The organism is Microbispora sp. NPDC049633 (assembly GCF_040675265.1).
GTDB lineage: Bacteria > Actinomycetota > Actinomycetes > Streptosporangiales > Streptosporangiaceae > Microbispora > Microbispora maris.
Genome location: NZ_JBFAOO010000162.1, coordinates 1 through 17047 on the forward strand (window position 1 = coordinate 1; position 17047 = coordinate 17047).

The 17047-nt window shown below is 74.0% G+C and carries 11 protein-coding genes; 3 read left to right on the plus strand and 8 right to left on the minus strand.

Annotation, left to right across the window (positions count from 1 at the left end; all coding sequences use genetic code 11):
* Window positions 1–172: 172 nt before the first annotated feature.
* From AB0J39_RS30135 to AB0J39_RS30150, 4 genes are all read right to left on the minus strand, one after another.
* The gene (locus AB0J39_RS30135; protein WP_363470825.1) at window positions 173–1186 is read right to left on the minus strand and encodes an NAD-dependent epimerase/dehydratase family protein; all 1014 of its coding nucleotides are present in this window, start codon (window positions 1184–1186) and stop codon (window positions 173–175) included.
* Between the two features lie 159 nt (window positions 1187–1345).
* Window positions 1346–3631, minus strand: coding sequence for a SulP family inorganic anion transporter (locus AB0J39_RS30140; RefSeq protein ID WP_363470828.1), 2286 nt, complete (start codon window positions 3629–3631; stop codon window positions 1346–1348).
* Window positions 3632–3684: 53 nt separating this feature from the next.
* Window positions 3685–5643, minus strand: a complete 1959-nt coding sequence (locus AB0J39_RS30145; protein WP_363470831.1) for a hypothetical protein — start codon at window positions 5641–5643, stop codon at window positions 3685–3687.
* 183 nt (window positions 5644–5826) lie between these two features.
* The gene (locus AB0J39_RS30150) at window positions 5827–6345 is read right to left on the minus strand and encodes a YbhB/YbcL family Raf kinase inhibitor-like protein (protein WP_363470834.1); all 519 of its coding nucleotides are present in this window, start codon (window positions 6343–6345) and stop codon (window positions 5827–5829) included.
* Window positions 6346–6568: 223 nt separating this feature from the next.
* On the opposite strand from AB0J39_RS30150, the gene AB0J39_RS30155 reads away from it, so the two are divergent.
* Window positions 6569–9805 (plus strand): BTAD domain-containing putative transcriptional regulator, encoded by a 3237-nt coding sequence (locus AB0J39_RS30155; RefSeq protein WP_363470837.1) that lies wholly within the window; start codon window positions 6569–6571, stop codon window positions 9803–9805.
* 41 nt (window positions 9806–9846) lie between these two features.
* Here the strand turns inward: AB0J39_RS30155 and AB0J39_RS30160 are convergent, their stop codons facing one another.
* Window positions 9847–10659 (minus strand): ABC transporter permease, encoded by an 813-nt coding sequence (locus tag AB0J39_RS30160; protein WP_363470840.1) that lies wholly within the window; start codon window positions 10657–10659, stop codon window positions 9847–9849.
* Between the two features lie 46 nt (window positions 10660–10705).
* Window positions 10706–11668: an ATP-binding cassette domain-containing protein gene (locus tag AB0J39_RS30165; protein WP_363470843.1), complete on the minus strand. Its 963-nt coding sequence runs from the start codon at window positions 11666–11668 to the stop codon at window positions 10706–10708.
* Window positions 11669–11780: 112 nt separating this feature from the next.
* On the opposite strand from AB0J39_RS30165, the gene AB0J39_RS30170 reads away from it, so the two are divergent.
* Complete coding sequence (locus AB0J39_RS30170) at window positions 11781–12290, plus strand: PH domain-containing protein (RefSeq protein WP_363470846.1); 510 nt, start codon at window positions 11781–11783, stop codon at window positions 12288–12290.
* A complete protein-coding gene (locus AB0J39_RS30175; RefSeq protein ID WP_363470849.1) occupies window positions 12287–13933 on the plus strand; it encodes a PH domain-containing protein in 1647 nt (548 codons plus the stop codon). Before AB0J39_RS30170 ends, AB0J39_RS30175 begins: the two co-directional genes overlap by 4 nt.
* Here AB0J39_RS30175 and AB0J39_RS30180 read toward each other — a convergent pair.
* The gene (locus AB0J39_RS30180) at window positions 13930–15264 is read right to left on the minus strand and encodes a helix-turn-helix domain-containing protein (protein WP_363470852.1); all 1335 of its coding nucleotides are present in this window, start codon (window positions 15262–15264) and stop codon (window positions 13930–13932) included. The two genes, AB0J39_RS30175 and AB0J39_RS30180, sit on opposite strands and share 4 nt — an antisense overlap.
* Before the next feature lie 128 nt (window positions 15265–15392).
* The gene (locus tag AB0J39_RS30185) at window positions 15393–16787 is read right to left on the minus strand and encodes a hypothetical protein (protein ID WP_363470855.1); all 1395 of its coding nucleotides are present in this window, start codon (window positions 16785–16787) and stop codon (window positions 15393–15395) included.
* Window positions 16788–17047 lie beyond the last annotated feature (260 nt).

Below are 17047 nucleotides of genomic sequence, written 5' to 3' on the forward strand. Positions count from 1 at the left end.
CCCCCGAGGAGCGCGGCGTGGACCGCCGGGGCGGGATGCCCGGCAGGCGGCCGGCCATGCCGAGCGCCCCCAACACGACCAGTACGGCCACAGCCGATACCACCCAGATCATGACCGACAGCCTACGGCCCCGCGCGGTCGCGCTCCGCCGCGCGGGGAAGGCCGGTGGCGGTCAGGAGCGGGCGTCCCACGCGGCGAGGATGCGCGCCTCCTTCTCCGGGTCGATGCCGTGGCTCAGCCGGACGCCGCCGAAGCTGCGCCGCTCCTCGGGGATGTCCTTCAGCCACTCCCATGTGTCGCGCACGGTCTCCCGTACCGGTCTGCAGGTGAGGCCCGCGGCGACGGCCTTCGCGGAGGAGTGGGTCCACACGCCCTCGCTCTCCCCGGCGGCCGACCACAGGGGAAGCTCGGTCCACTGCTGCACGCCCTGGTCGAGCAGGAACTTGTCGCCGGCCCAGACGAACTCCGCGTCGGAGCCCGTGACCTCGGCGCAGTCGTTCAGCCAGCCGCCGAAGGTGGCGTTCCCCCGCACCCCGCCGGTCATGTAGCGGCCGGTCGTCCCCCTCGCCACCTGGTCGAGGGTGAAGGCCGCGATGTCGCGGGCGTCGATGAGCTGCATCGGCAGGTCCGGGTCGCCGGGGGCGAGCACCCGTCCACCCCGGGAGATCCGGGTGAGCCACCAGGGCAGCCGGCCCACGTTCTCGTGTGGCCCGAGGATCAGGCCGGGCTGGATGACCAGTGCGCCGCCGTCGAAGTGCTGCTCGACCGCCCGCTCGCAGCCGGCCTTCAGCACGCCGTAGTCGCCGAACTCGGCGTCCGCGTCCGGCGGGCAGTCGAACAGCGGGAAGGTCTCGTCGACCCCCTGCTTCTCGGGCCAGTCCCGATAGGCGGAGATGCTGGAGATGAACGTGTAGTGCGAGGCGTGCCCCGACAGCGTGCGGACCGACTCCAGGACGACGCGGGGAACGAACCCGCACACGTCGACGACCGCGTCCCACTGCCTGCCGTCCGCGAGCCGCCGCAGGTCGCCGGTGACCTCACGGTCGCCGCGGACCGCCTCCACGCCCGGCAGGTCGGTCCCGCTCCTGCCGCGGTTGAAGGTCGTGACCTCGTGCCCGCGCCGCAGCGCCTCCTCCACGATGGCGCGTCCGAGGAAGACCGAACCGCCGATGACCAGAATTTTCATACAGACATCCTTGGCCCGCCCGCCCCGGGCGTCTGCCCCCTTTCACGGTCGGCGGACATGATCCGCTCACAGCGGAAGGCGGCCCGCCGGACCCGGCGAGCCGTCGTACGGCCGTTCCCCCCGGCCGAGACCGAGACCGAGACCGTGACCGGGCAGGGCTCAGCCGGTGCGCAGTTCGGGAACCGGCGTGAAGCGCTCCTGCTCCAGCACGTGCACCCGCGCCGCGCCGATGTCGAAGTACAGGCCCGTGAGCTCCAGCATGCCCGCCCGTACGAGGGTGTCCACGAACGGGTGGGTCCGCAGGTTGTCGAGTTGCTGGATCACGTTGACCCGGCAGAGCCGGTCGAGCGGGCCGGTGTCGTCCTCGGTCCGTTCCTCGGCCACGAACCGGGCCAGGCTCTGCCGCCCGTGCCGCAGCCAGCTGCGCAGCGCGGGCAGATCGGGCACCTCGCCGAGCAGGGCGGCCATCGCGCCGCAGCCGGAGTGCCCGCAAACCGTGATCATGCGCACCTCGAGCACCTTCACGGCGTACTCGATCGTGGCCGCGACCGAGTCGTCCGCGGGGACGGCGCCCGCGCGCGGCACGAGATTGCCGATGTTGCGCAGCGTGAACAGGTCGCCGGGGCCGCTCGCGGTGATGATGTTCGGCACGATGCGGGAGTCCGCGCAGGTGATGAACAGATGTGACGGCGACTGCTTACGGGCCATGCGGTGGAGCAGCGGGCGGACCATCGGCGCGGTCCGGCGCTGGAACTCCCGCGCCCCCTCCAGCAGGTCGGGCACGCCCTGCGGTCCGGGGATCGCAGTGACACCGTCGTGGTCGCCACCGCCCGCGCCGTCGGCGCCGGTCACCTCGCAGGAGGCGGCGTCCCCGGAGTAGGAGCCCATCGGGCGGGAGCGGCGCCGATAGGCCCAGGGCAGCCACCAGCGGTCGTGCCGGGGCGGGATCCTGGCCGGATACAGGCGGGCGCCGCTGATCGCGGCGGAGTACCACTCGCCGTGCGGCTCGTCCACGTCGATGACACCGCCGGCGCGTTCGTGCTCCAGCCGCCAGGCGTGCAGGGCCTCGAAGGCGGCGTTGTCCATGAAGTCCAGGTGCAGGTCCAGCTCGACCGCGGACCCCGAGGGGATGCCGCGCAGCGCCTCGGTCAGCCGGGGCACGCCGAGGAACGTCAGAGACCCGGTGACGACGATCCGCCATCGCCGCTCGCCCGCCTGCCGTACGTCGACCGAGACCCAGGCCAGGCGGCGCAGGGCCAGCAGGGCGGCCAGCCCGAGGCCGATCGCCACGCCCTCGGCAAGGCCGATCAGCACGACCCCGGCCATCGTCACGAAGTAGATCGGGATCTCGCGGTGGCTGCGCAGGTTGCGGACGTGCCCGAGGTTGACCATCTGCACCCCGATGAACAGCAGCAGCGCCGCGAGCGCCTCCAACGGGATCAACGCGATCATCCAGGCGAAGACCGCGGTGAACAGCAGCACCCACACCCCGTGGAGCACGCTGGACCAGCGGCTGCGCGCGCCCGCCCGCGCGTTGGTCGTCGTACGGACGACGACGCCCGCCACCGGGAGGCCGCCGAGGGCGCCGGACACGATGTTGGCCGCTCCCTGCGCGGTCAGCTCGCGGTCGAGGTCGGCGCGCGGACCGTCGTGCAGGCGGTTGGAGGCCACGCAGGTCAGCAGCGACTCCACCCCGGCGAGGAGGGCGACGAGCAGGACGGCTCCGGCGATCGCGTGCCAGTCGCCCTGCGGCATCAGCGGCGCCTCGACCGAGGAGAACCCGCCCTTCAGGTCCACCTTCGTCAGGTCCCAGCCCGTAAGCGCGGTCGTCAGCGCGGCGACCATCAGCGCGGCCAGCGGGGCGGGCACGGCGCGCAGCCGGGGGAGGCGCCCCCACACGAGCAGGACCCCGATCGTCAGCACGCCGATCACGACGCCGTGCGTGTGGTTGTCGAGGATCTGGGCGGGGAGCTCCACGAAGTTCTCCAGCGCGGAGCGCTGCGGCGAGCCGCCGAGCACGATGTGCAGCTGGGACAGCGCGATCACCACGCCGACCCCGGCGAGCATGCCGTGGACGACGGCGGGGGAGACCCCCAGAGCCGCCCGCGCCACCTTCAGCCAGCCGAGCCCCAGCTGGAGGACGCCGGCCATGACGGTGATGGCGCAGGTGGCGCGCCAGCCGTAGGTGTGCACGAGCTCGGCGACGACCAGGGATAGCCCGGCGGCCGGGCCGCTCACCTGGACGACGGACCCGCCGAGAGCGCCGGCCACCACGCCGCCGACCACGGCGGCGACGAGCCCCGCCGCCACCGGAGCGCCCGACGCGACCGCGATGCCGAGCGACAGCGGCACCGCCACCAGGAAGACCACCAGCGAAGCGGGCACGTCATGCCGGAGCACGGACTTCCAGTTACGGCATGAAACGGTGTCGTCACTGATTGTCATGGGCTGACGATATGTCAGCCATGCAGACCGTCACCAGGCAGTGAACGGGAAAATCACCGGTAGTAGTCGGGATAGTCACTCTCCGGGTTGCGGTGGTTGCCCCGCCGCCCGCTCGCCGAGGTGGGGGTGTCGCCGTACAACTCGTCGTAGGAGGGCCAGCTTCCGCCGGTGTTCTGCTCGGGCCACGACGGCTGCTGCGCGTCGCCGTATCCCTGCTGCGGCTGCTGCCGGTCGTGACCGTACTGACTCTGCCCCGACGGGGCGTCGTAGCCCGCCGACTCGTACGGCGAGGCGGTCCCCGGCGCGGAGCCCGTCACCGAGTCGGAGGCGTCGATCGTCGCCCAGCCCGCGCTCACCTCGTACGACGGGGGGGAGGGAGCGGCCGGCGGCGGCGTCGAGCCGGCCGCGTAGCCGCCCTCGGCGGGGTAACCGGAGGCGTAGCCCTCGAAGCCCGGCGTCTGGTAGGTCTCCGCGTTGGGCCAGGAGGACGCGCCGCGCGGCGGCTCGGGGTCGTCGAGCACGTCGCGGGCGCCCGCCCAGGAGGGGTCCGTCGTGGGACCGGAGGCGGCGGAGACCGGCGGGTAGCTGCCCGCGACCGGCCAGCCGGGGTCGGTGGCGCCGCCCCTGTCGGCACCGGCGCCCGCCACGCCGGCGCCCGTCGCGCTGGGCGGGTACGACGGGGTGTCGGCCGCGTGGAACGGGCCCGTCGCGACGCCGGACTGGTCGTAGGTGTCGGAACGCGGTGTCTCGTAGCCCGCCCACGCGTCGAAGGAGCCGCCGGTCGAGCGGGACGCGGGGTCGGCGAGCGCGTCGCCCGGCGAGGCGGTGGACGCCGCGGCGTCGAACGCGCCGCTCGTGCGGGCCGCGTCGTACGAGCCCGCGACGAAGGACCCGCCGGCCGGGATGGCGGAGGACGGCGTCGTGTCGTAGCGGCCGTCGGGGGAGACGGCGGGGGAGCCCGTGCCGCCTTGGGCCGTGAACGGCCCGGTGCCCGCGGGCGTGTCGTACGCGGGGGCCCCGAAGGGTCCGGTGCTCGCCGAGATCCCCAGCGGGTCGGCGGGCTGCGTCCCGTACGAGCCGGCGCTCGCGGACGACGGGAACGGGCCCGTGGCGCGCGGGCTGTCGTAGGAGCCACCGGCCTCGGCGGCGGCAGCGGCGGCGGCGCGACGGGCGGCGCGCGACGACCGGCCGGACCTGCCCGACCTGCCGGACGCGCCCGGCGTGGACGGCGCGACCTGCTGGGGCCCGGCGGCGGCCGCGAAAGGGTCACTCGCCGCGGGGGAGTCGAACGGGCCGGTCGAACGGTTCGCGTCGAAGGGACCGGTCGCGGGGGAGCCGGCCGCGGCGGCGGCGGCGTCGAGCAGGTCGGGCGTCGGCGCGGAGAACGTGACGGTCTTCTGGTCGGCGAGGGCCGAGGCGGGAACGGGGGCGGCGGGCGTCACGGGCTCGGAGCCGCCGGCGCGGGAGGAGCGAGACGAGCGGGAGGAGCGGGAGGGCAGGGGGGCCTGCACGGTCGCGGCGTCGGGGTCGGCCACCTGGGCCGGGGCGCCCGTCACGTCCGCGGTCTCGTCCACCGGACGGGGGGTTGCCATCTTCGCGGCGATCGTCCCCCCGAAGCCGCCGTCGTCGGCGCGTACGCGTGACCAGTAGTCGTCGTCGTAGTCGTCGGCCTCGCCCCACTCGTCCACGCCGCGCTTGCCGCGGGCGGCGGCGGGCTGTTTGCCGCCGCGCTGCGCGGGCCGCGCGGCCTGCCGACCGCCGGGGCGGGGGGCCGGGCGCGGCGCGGGCCGCTGCTTCTCCGGCTCCTCGAAGGCGTCGAACCCCTTGGGGAAGCTCTCGAAGAACGTCTCCTCGGCGGGCCGCCGGGGCTTGGGGCCCTTGTTCTCGGCCATCGCCTTGATGCGCTCGGCGGAGAGAGCGCTCTCCCTGCGGTTCATCGACCGCATGCCCAGCGCCACGACTAGCAGCACAAGAAGCACGACGGCGACAAGACCCACAATGACCGCAGTCATAGCACCACCCTCAAGGCCATGGCCTTTCTGCGGCGCCGGTGAGATCGCGCGGCCATCGACGCGACCTGCCCCCTTTGATCACCTGCGCTCAGCAATTGGATCCGATTCTGCTCGACCACAATGACCGTTGTCACACCCTAGGCGAAGATTGGTGTAGCACGACTACCTCCGGTGCTCAGCATGTCACTCGATCGTGTTCGCCGTGAGGCGCCCACGGGCGATGGTGTGACTCGCGATGCCCTCCAGGGTCCGCGCGAGGTCGGCCCCCTGCTGCAGGTCGAGCTTCGCGTTCAACGCGTAGACAGTGAAACGGTAGCTGCCGTCGGTCCGGCATGGGGGCGCATAGCCCACCTTCCCGCTCGTGGTCCTGCCCTGCCGGGCACCCCGGGGGACGTCGTTCATGCCCAGCTCCGTCGTCGCGGGGTCGATGTCGTACACCACCCAGTGCACCTCCGGGCCGCTGAGAGGACTGCTGTCGTCGACCACGAGGGCCACCGACTTGGCGCCCGACGTGCCCGACCAGCGGAGAGGCGGGTTGCCCTGCCCCCCCTTGCAGGAGTAGTCGTCCGGCAGGGGGGCGCCGTCGCGGAACTGCGGGCTCGACACGCTGATGACGTCGAGGTTCCTCGGCGATCCCCCGCCGAGGATTCCGCAGCCCGACGCGGCCAGCGTGAACGCCGTCACCGTGACGGCGGCTCGCACGACCGCTGATTTTCTCGGCGACCCCATGCCCGATGATGCTACGCGGATTGGACAGGTGCCCCGACCGGATCGCGGTGATCCGTACCGGTGATCGGACCCGTGCGGGCCGTTGACCTCGGTGTCTTCAGAATCGCTCGGTGTCCGCGGAATCGATGCGCGCGCGCCGAGGACCGTTGTGCGGAGGTGTGAGGCCTCGCGCGCCCTTTTCCGCCACAATCGAGGCATGCGGGGGGACACGCCGGGAGCGGGCATGAGCTTCGCCGTCCTGGGCCCTCTCGACGTACGGCGCGACGGGCGGCCGGTCGAGGTCGGCGGGCAGCGGCTGCGGGCCCTGCTGACGCTCCTGCTGCTCGACGCCGGCCGGACCGTCTCCACCGAGGCGCTCGTGGCGGGGGTGTGGGACGACCGTCCGCCCGGCGGCGTGGGGAACGCCCTGCAGGCGCTGGTGTCCCGGCTTCGGGCCACGGTCGACCGCGGCCTCGTCGTCGGCGGGCCGTCCGGATACCGCCTGGCCGTCTCGCGCGAACAGGTGGACCTCCACCTGTTCGCCCGCCTCGCGAGGGAGGGCGCGGCCGCGCTGGAAGCGGGCGACCCGGGCCGCGCCGCCGGCCTGCTGCGTCAGGCGCTCGGCCTGTGGCGCGGCGCCCCGCTGACCGACCTGCCGAACGCCGAGGTCGAGGTGGCGCGGCTGGAGGAGCTCAGGACCACGGCCACCGAGAACCGTGTCGAGGCGGAGCTGGCCCTGGGGCGGCACACCGACCTGGTCCCGGAGTTGCGGACGCTCGTCACCGCCCATCCGCTGCGGGAACGGCCGCACGGGCAGCTCATGCGCGCACTCTACGGGGCGGGCCGCCGGGTCGAGGCGCTGGCCGCCTACGAGGAGGCCCGGTCGGTGTTCGCGGAGCGGCTCGGGGCCGACCCCTCGCCCGCGCTGGCCGGGCTCCACCTCGCGATGCTGAGGGGCGAGCCCGTCGCGGAGGGGACGCGGCCGTCGCCGGCCGCGACGCCCGCCGGGCCCGCTCCGGTGCCGCCGCCCGCGGACTCGCCCGCCGTACGCTCCGGCGACCCGCGGCCGCCGCGCCGGGGGAACCTCAGGGCCCGGCTGACCAGCTTCGTCGGCCGGGACGACGACGTCGGCCGCATCGGCGCGATCCTCGCCGCCGACCGCCTGGTCACGCTGCTCGGCCCGGGCGGGGCAGGCAAGACGAGGCTCGCGGTGGAGTCCGCCGAGGCGATCGCCGCGCTCGTCCCCGACGGCGTCTGGCTGGTCGAGCTCGCACCGGTCGGCGATGCGGCGGAGGTGCCGCAGGCCGCCCTGACCGCGCTCGGCCTGCGTGACACCGGCCTGGTGCCCGTCCGCGCGGCGCCCGCCATGCCCTCCGCGCCGGGTGGGGAGCCCGACCCGGTGGCCCGCATCGTCTCGGCTCTGGCGGGGCGCGACACGCTGATCGTGCTGGACAACTGCGAACACGTGGCCGGGCCGGCCGCGGCGCTCGCCGACCGGATCCTCGCCGAATGCCCCCAGGTGCGGATCCTCGCCACCAGCCGGGAGCCGCTCGGCATCACCGGCGAGCGGCTGTGGCCGGTCGGGCCGCTCGGCCCCGGCCACGCCGTGCGGCTGTTCGCCGAGCGGGCGGCCGCCGTACGGCCCGGTTACCTGGTGGACGGCGAGCGCGAGGCCGTGGAGCGCATCTGCCGTGAGCTCGACGGCATGCCGCTCGCCATCGAACTGGCCGCCGCCCGGCTCCGCACGCTGACGGCCGGCCACATCGCCGAGCGGCTCGGCGACCGGTTCCGGCTGCTCACCGCCGGAAGCCGTACGGCCATGCCGCGCCACCAGACGCTCCGTGCCGTCGTGGAATGGAGCTGGGACCTGCTCGACGCCGGCGAGCGGGCGTTCGCCGCGCGGCTGGCGGTCTTCGCGGGCGGCGCCACGCTGGAGGCCGCAGAACAAATCTGCGAGGGCGACATCGACGTGCTCGGCAGGCTGGTCGACAAGTCGTTCGTGGTGTTCGACGGCGGGCGCTACCGCATGCTGGAGACGATCAAGGCGTACGCCGCCGAACGCCTGGCGGAGTCGGGCGGGGAGCGGCGGGTGCGGCGCGCCCACGCCTCGTTCTTCGCCGGCCTCGCCGAGACCGCGGAGCCGCACCTGCGCCGCAGCGAGCAGATCGAGTGGCTGGCCCGGCTGTCGGCCGAGCACGACAACCTGTCAGGGGCTCTCAGATGGGCCTGCGACCAGGGCGAGACGGACCTCGCGCTGCGCCTGGTCGGCGCACTCGGCTGGTACTGGTGGCTGTCCGGCCACCGGCTGGAGGGCGCGCAGCGGTCGGCGGAGGCGCTGGTCCTGGCGGGCGGCGACGGCGACCCGATGCGGCTGGCGCTGGCCCACGCGGTGCACGGCATCACCAGTGCCGGCGGGGAGGGGAACCTGCGGCAGGCCGGGGAGAGCTTGTCGGCCACGCTCCGGTACGCGCGCGAGAGCCGAGGAGGCATCGCTTCGCACCCGCTTGTGGCGATCGCGGTGCCGATTATGTCGATGTTCTCCGGCCTGCACGAGGAGGCCGAGTCCCGGCTGGAGCCGCTGCTGGGGCACGAGGACCCCTGGGTGGCCGCCTCCGCCCGCGTCTTCCGCGCCCAGCTGCGCTTCAACGCGGGCCGTTCCGAGGAGGGCGAGGCCGACCTGGTCACCGCGCTCGACCAGTTCAGAGTGGTCGGAGACCGGTGGGGGGTCGGCAACTGCCTCAGCGTCCTCGCGGAGACGAAGGCCATGCGCGGCGATCTCCAGGCCGCGGTGCTCCTGATGGAGGAGGCGGTCGCGCTCCTGGAGGAGGTCGGGGCCGTCGAGGAGACGCCGTACCTGCGGACCCGCCTGGCCGCCACGCTGGACGCGACGGGCGACCGGGAGGCCGCCGAGGCGGCCCTGCGGGAGACCGAGCGGCTGTGCGACGCCACCGGCGACCCCATCGGGCTGGCCGGAGTGCGGCACGTGCGGGGCGACTTCGCCCGCGCGGACGGCGACCACGGGACGGCGCGGCGTCTCTACGACGAGGCGCTGCGGCTGCTGGGAACCACATGGATGATCCCGCAGTTCGAGGCGACGCTGACGACCTCGCTCGGCATGCTGGCCGAGCAGGAGGGCGACGTCGCGGCGGCCCGCGTCCTGCACGACAAGGCGCTGACCATCGCCGTGCAGTCCCACGACGCCCCGGTCATCGGGCACGTGCTCGTCGGGCACGCGGCGCTCGCCGCCCGCGGCGATGACCACGCGCGGGCCGCCGTCCTGCTCGGCGGGGCGGAGGCCGTCCGCGGGTTCGTCCACGACCTGAGCATCGACCACCGGAGGGTGGCCGACGCCGTACGAGCCGCGATCGGGGCCGGGGAGTTCGCCCGGTGCCGCGAGCGCGGGCGCGGCCTGAGCCGGGACGAGGTGCTGGCCCTCGCGTCCGGCGGTGCGTGACCCCTAGCCACATCCACCACCGGCCACCCGGATGGGCGAGGTCAGGACCGGTTGCGGAAGGCGCGGACGGCGAGCGGGGCGAAGACTAGCGCGATGCCGGCGGCCCACAGCAGCGAGATCGTGGCGTCCGACGCGACCGGCCCGCCGCCGAGCAGGCCGCGGACGGCGTCCGCCAGATGACTGACCGGATTGACGTCCACCCACTTCTGCAACCACGACGGCATGGTGTCGGTGGCGACGAAGGCGTTGCTGGTGAAAGTGATCGGCATCATCAGCGAGAACATCAGGATCTGCACCTTCTCCATGCTCGCCGCCGTCACCCCCACCAGCACCGCCATCCACGACATCGCGAGCGCGAACGCCAGCAGCAGCGCGAGCGCGCCGAGCACTCCGGCGATCCCCGTGTGCACCCGGAAGCCCAGCACCAGGCCCAGCCCGAGGAACAGGGCGAACGCCCACACCTGCTTCAGCGTGTCGGCGACGATGCGCCCGGCGAGCGGGGCCGAGCGGGAGATCGGCAGGCTCCGCAGCCGGTCGAACACGCCCTTGGCGATGTCGACGTTCAGCCCGACGGCCGTGGTCATGCTCGCGAACAGCATGTTCTGCGCGACCAGGCCGGGCAGGGCGAACTGCAGGTAGTCGCCCGTGGATCCCGCGATCGCGCCGCCGAACACGTAGGTGAACAGCAGCAGGAACATGATGGGCTGCACGCTGAGGTCGATCAGCTCCATCGGGTTGTGCTTGATCTGCACCAGGCTGCGCCAGGCGAGCGTCATCGTGTGGCGCAGGGCGGCCCCCGCGCCCGGCCGGGGGGCCACCGCGACCGCGGGCGTGGTCTGGGTGATCGTGGTCATCGTGTCTCCTCGTGATTTCGTGCGTCCGGTGACTCCGGTCGCGGCCTCACGCCGCGGCCTCCGCGTCCCGCTGCCGGTCCTCGGCGCGGTGCCCGGTCAGCGCGAGGAACACCTCGTCGAGGCTGGCCCGGCGCAGTGACAGCTCCGCCGCGACCACGTCGAGGTCGTCGAGGCGCCGTACGATCGCGGGGACGGTCGCGGGATCGCGGACCGGGGCCGTGACCTGGCCCTGGGAGACCTCCGGCGTGACGTCGAGCACGTCGGCCACCACGCGTCGGACGAGGTCGAGGTGGGCGGTCTCGATGGGCCGCACCTCCAGGACCTGGCCCCCGATCGCCGCCTTCAGGCCGTCCGGCGTGCCGTGCGCGATCACCTTCCCGTGGTCGAAGACGACGATGTCGTCCGCGAGCTGGTCGGCCTCCTCCAGGTACTGGGTCGTGAGCAGGACGGTCACGCCCTCGTCCTGGAGGCCGCGGACGACGCCCCACAGTTCGGTGCGGCTGCGCGGGTCGAGGCCGGCCGTCGGCTCGTCCAGGAACAGCACCTGGGGGCGGCCCACGAGGCTCGCGGCGAGGTCGAGCCGGCGGCGCATGCCGCCCGAGTAGGTCTTGGCCGCCCGTCCGCCCGCCTCGGTGAGCGCGAAGCGGACGAGCAGGTCGTGGGCCCGGCGCCGCGCGTCGGCCCTGGACAGGCCGAGCAGGCGGCCGATCATCACAAGGTTCTCGACCCCGGTCAGCGTGTCGTCGACGGCCGCGTACTGCCCGGTCAGCCCGATCAGCGAGCGCACCCGGTGCGCCTGCCGGACCACGTCGAACCCCGCCACGTGCGCCCCGCCCCCGTCCGGCCGCACAAGCGTCGCCAGGACCCGCACCGCCGTGGTCTTCCCGGCCCCGTTGGGGCCCAGTACGCCCAGGAGGCGGCCCTGGGGCACCTCCAGGTCCACCCCGTCGAGCGCCCGTGTCCGGCCGTACCGTTTCGCCAGGCCCTCGGCCTGGATCGCATGTCTCATCGCGCCTCCTCGGATCGTGTGCGCCTCCACTCTGCGGAGCGGCGCTGACAGGGCCCTGAGGGCGGCCGTCAGCCGCTGACATATCGCTGACGGCTTGCCTAGGGTGGGAGGCGTGACAGGTCCGCTCCGCGACCCGGCCCACCCGGTGTCGCGCCGTGCCATCGTGTTGTGGCTGGTGGAGGCACTGATCGGCTTCGTCCTGCTCGTCGGCGGGACGGCCGGGGCGGCCGCCTGGCTGAGCGGGGCGCGGTGGCCCCCGGACGTGCTGTCCGAGCACGCCTGGCTGCTCCCGGTCGCCGTCGGCGTGGTCATGGCGCCCTTCGTCGTCCTGGAACCCCTGCTGCGGTACGCCGTGCACCGCTGGGAGCTGTCCGGCGACGTCGTCTACGCCCGGGCGGGGTGGCTGAGCAGGCAGTGGGTGTTCGTCCCGGTGAGCAGGATCCAGACGGTCGACCGCGCGCAGGGCTGGCTCGAACGCCTGCTGGGGCTGGCGACCGTGGAGATCCGCACGGCCTCCTACGCCGGCTCGTCCACGATCTCCGGGCTGGACGACGAGGTGGCGGCACGCCTCGCGGAGGATCTCGCCCGGCGGGCCGAGGAGCTCAGGGACGACGCCACGTGACCGGCCCGCTGCCTTCCGCCGTCCCTCCATCCGTCCCGCCCGGCGGCCCCGGCGTGCCGGAGCCCGGAGGACAGTCGTACGCCGCCGCGCGGCTGAGCCCGCGGGTGCTGCTGATCGACCCGATCCGCATGCTGCCCTCGCTGGTCCTGCCGCTGGCGGGCGTGCTGCTCGCCGGGGGCTTCTCGCCCGCGTCGTTCGGCTGGGCGGCGGCGGGGCTCGCCGGTTCGGTGATCTACGCGGTGCTCCGCTGGGCGACGTTCACCTACCGGGTCGTGGGCGGCAGGCTGGAGCTGACCCGGGCGCTGGTCGGCCGTTCTGTGCGCACGATTCCGCTGGAACGGATCAGGGGCGTCGACGTCAGCGCCTCACCGCTCCACCGCGTGCTCGGCCTGGCCGTGCTCAGGCTGGACACCGGTGCCGGAGGCGGCGAGCAGGAGGGCGTGCTGGACGCGCTCACGGCCGAGCGCGCCGAGGCGCTGCGCGCCGTGCTGCTCGCCCGCGGGCCCCTCCCGGCCGCCCCCGGACCGGCGCACGTGGGGACACAGGTCGAGCGCGGCCCCGGCCCGGCGGCGCGGGTCGCCCGGGGCGCCGCCGTCGCGGCCGGGGGAGCCGTTCCCGCCGCCGGAACCGTTTCCGCCGCGGGGGAGGCCGGCGGGGCCGACGACCCGCCGCGGGTGCTCGCCCGGGTGCCGCGCGCCTGGCTGATGTACGGCCCGCTGTCCGGCGCCTATCTCCTCACGCCGTTCGCGCTGGTCGCCGGGGCCTTCGGCCTCGCCTGGCAGTGGCGGCGCGAGCTGGGCCTCGGCGAACGCGCGGCCGTGCGCGCGCTCGAATGGGCGCTGGACCGGCCCGGGCTGCTGATCGCCGTCGCCCTGGTGCTCGTGGCGGCCATGCCCGTCGCGGGCGGAGTGACGTACGCGCTGTTCAACTGGGACTTCACGCTGCGCTCCCGTGAGGGGCATCTGGTCGCCGAGCGCGGCCTGTTCACCCGCAGGTCCGTGTCGCTGGAGCGGCGCAGGATCAGGGGGTACGAACTGGCCGACGGCCTGATCGAACGGCGTGCCGGGGTCGTACGGCTGTGGGCTCTGGTCACCGGACTGGGGGACGCAAGGAGCAGGGGACAACTGCTGCCCGTGACGCCCCGGCCGTTCGCCGCCGGGGTGGCCGCGGAGGCGGTGGGGCCGATCCGGGCGCCGCTGCGCCGTCATCCGCCCGCCGCCCGCCGCCGCAGGCTCGTGCGCGCGGTCGCGCCGTGGCTCCTGGCCGCCATGGCCGCCCTGCTCGCGGGCTGGAACCTCGCCGCGATCGTCGCGTCCGTGCTCGCCGTCGCGGGGGTGCCTCTGGCCTTCGACCGCTACCGCTCGCTCGGGCACGCCTACGACGGCGCCCGTCTGTCGGTCAGGTCGGGCTCCCTGCGCCGCGGTCAGGTCGTCGTGGAACGCCGCGCGGTGGTCGGGTGGACGGTGCGGCAGACGCTTCCGCAACGTATGGCGGGTCTGCTGACCGTGGTCGCCGGGGTCGGCGCGGGCAGCGGCGGCTACGCGGTGGTCGACGCGGGGGAGGAGCAGGGCGTCGCCTTCGCCGTCGAGGTCACCCCCGAGTGGCTCGCGCCGTTCCTCGCCCCCCGGCCCCCGGCCGGCTAGGACGCGTGGGCCCGGCCGGTGCGGTCGGCGCGCGTCCAGGCCGGGGCGGGCACGGGACGGAAGAGGAACACCTGGTCGGGCCGCCCGGTGCAGGGCATCTGGGCGATCTCGGCGCCGGGGGCCACATCGGCCTCGCCGTACAGCGCGCCGAGGCACAGCCCGCTGTGCAGGGGCCGCACGGTGAACCCCGGCCCCGAGGGTGCCAACAGGAACCGCTGGTGCGCCGCCCCGGAGCAGTTCGCGGGAGCGAGCAGCGTCTCCGGGCCGGTCATCGCACCGTCGACCATGAGGCAGCCGACGCCCTCTTTGGGATGGTGCCATTGGATCTCGTAGGCGCCGTCGCCGGCCGCCCGCAGGTAGGTGTCGGGGACGAGGTCCCGGCAGAGCCGCTGCGCGGCCAGCGGCCGGTCGGTCCGCTTGTTGCGCTCGCGTCCCTCCCCGACGCACAGGTCGCGTCCGGCGACGTGCGAGGGGATCATCCGGTACCACCCGTCGCGCGGCGTACCGCCGCTGCCGGGGGTCGCGGCGGAGGACGGCGTACGGTCGCTCCCGGCCGTCGCGGCGCCGGGGAAGGCCGAGGACGATGTGCGGTCGCTCCCGGCCGTCGCGGCGGCGGGTGCGGGCGAGGGCTTCGCACCGCCGCTGGTCAGGGACGCGCGCAGCTCCGGCAGGACCGCGCCTGTGGCGAGGAGCAGGACCGCGATGCCCGCGCCCGCCAGGGTGAACCGCCGTAACGCCCGGGTTTCCGGCCGTACGGCGTCCCGGCGTGGTTCTTCCGTATCGTCCTGCGCGGCGGGGTCGTCGGGTACGGCAGGGGCCGCGGGATCGTCCTGCCCCGGCCGCTCGGGCCCACTGCCTGCGGCGCGATCGTCCTGGTGGGGCCGCTCGGGCCCACCGGCTGCGGCGCGATCGGCGTGACCGGACCGGTCTGCCGGCCCGGGCTGTTCCGGCCGGTCGGGGCCGGTGGTCTCGGGGCCGGTGGTCTCGGGGCCGGTGGTCTCAGGGCCGGTGGTCTCGTCCTGCGGGGCGGCCGGAAGCGTCATGCCCGCGGCGAGTCGCTTCCTGTGCGCCACCCAGCGCGCCGTCTCGGCCTCACCGAGCCCGCAGGCGCGGACGAAGGCGGCCACGAACTCCTCCCTGGGGAGGGTCGTGCGTCCCAGGGCGCCTGCGATCGTGCTGGTGGGAAGCACGTCCCCCGCCGCCTTCGCGGCGGCCGTGAGCTGCCGATAGGTCAGGCCGGACCACTGGCGGAGACGGCCCAGCGCGGCGACGAACTCGGCCGGGTTGGTCAGGCTCTCGGGTTGGGGAGGCACGCTGAAGGGCCCTGACACGACGATCCTCCCAAGCCCCGCTTTGCCGTCGATCCGGGCGAAACACTAACAAAGACCGGTGACGCGAGGCAGCCCCCCGGGTCAGCGGATTTCCGCCGCCCGGAGGGCTCGGAGGTGACGGCCTGCTTCTATCCCTGGTCGCGCTTGGTCACGTAGACGTAGTCGCCCAGGTCGAACCCCGCGTCGAGGCCCCGGTCGGCGTCCCAGCGGTAGTGGACGCCGAGCCAGAGCCGGCTGAGGGCGTCTTCCTCGGCGGCCTGCTGGAAGCTCGCGAAGGTCCTGGTCTTCGGGTTGGCGTTCGGATCGTCGGTGGACGCGGTGAAGGTCAGGTTGTGCCCGAACCACCTCTGCATGACGCCCGCCCAGGCCCCGGCGAACGTGGCATGCCCGGAGATGTACGCGGGGAAGGGCGGCGAGAAATGCTGCCCGGCGGCGTTCACCGACAGCGGCTTCCAGGAGGGGTCGGGCGTGATGGCGGGGTTGAGGTTCGTGTCGGCCAGTTTGATCGCGCTCTCCGGCCGCCACAGGTCGACCGGCGAGTCGAACTTCGCCCCCCAGGCGACGATCGACGCGTCGGCCAGCGCCATGGAGACGAGGTTGAACAACTCCGCCGTCTCGTTCTGCTTCAGCCTCTTCTGCTTGGCCACCGTCTGGGTGATGGAGAACAGGTGCCCCACCGGCCGGTAGGTGCCCTTGCCGTCGTTCGCCCAGAAGAACGCCGCCTGCGTCTGGTCGGCGGACCGCGAGGTGGGTGTTCCCGCCCCGCCGTACGCCTTCACCTCGTTGACCTGCTGCGCGTACTCCGAACTGCGGACGAGCTGGTCGTAGGAGGTGAAGCCGCCGGGCGGCGACGGCCGGAACTGGGTGGGGGACGTCATGGCGAACGGCTTGAGCCTCCCCCAGTTGGGCGTCACGGCCGGTCCTGAGCCCGTCTGCCGCCACGCGCCGGGGACCGTGCCCTCCGTGTAGGTGAGGTCGAACGCCGGCCCGTCTCCCGACCGTTCGGCGATCATCAGATCGCCGATCCTCTCGCCGTCGGCGCGTCCGCCCTGAATGTAGCGGGACGGGACCGACGAGGGGATCTGCGCGAGCGCGTACGCGAGGTTCGCGTCGAAGTCGAGGTACGGATAGAGGTGTTCGAGCACGCGGTGCGCCGCCGCGTCCATGGTGGCCTCTATCGAGTCGTTCGGGTTCTGCTGGGTGATCTTCGGCAGGTACGTGACGGGCGCGGCCGGCCAGTTCGCGTCATGGAGCGCGATGTGCAGCATGGCGCCGGCCCGCGCGAGCCGGGTCGGGTCCCCGTCGTGGCTGTACTGAGGGTCGACGCCGTCCCGGGGAAGGGTGCGGATGGTGTCGGTGAAGACGCTGTTCCAGTAGAGGACGTGGTCGAAGGCGGACGCCTGCGGCGGTGGCCCCGTGACCGCCGCGTGCGATGCCCGGGGGAGCGCGACCAGCGTGCCTGCGGTCACCAGAGCGGCCGCCGCGAGCACACGGACGCGCTCCCATAGTGATCGTCGATGCAAGGAGAACCTCCGTGGGGAGAGAGGGGACACCACGGAAGATCGTCGAGGGACGAGACGCGGGACAAGGCTCGTGATCGTCCGGAACTGTTCCGGACAGTCCCACCTGGGGCCGGCCGCATGAGATGCCGGGAAACGGGCCGGGGACGGCCCTCGTGCGCGACCGGGCCGGAGCTGTTCCAGGCTCAGGTGGCACGTACGCCCGATGCGACGGCGGTGGTGTTCGGGGAGCGCATGCTCACTTACGCGGAGCTGAACGCACG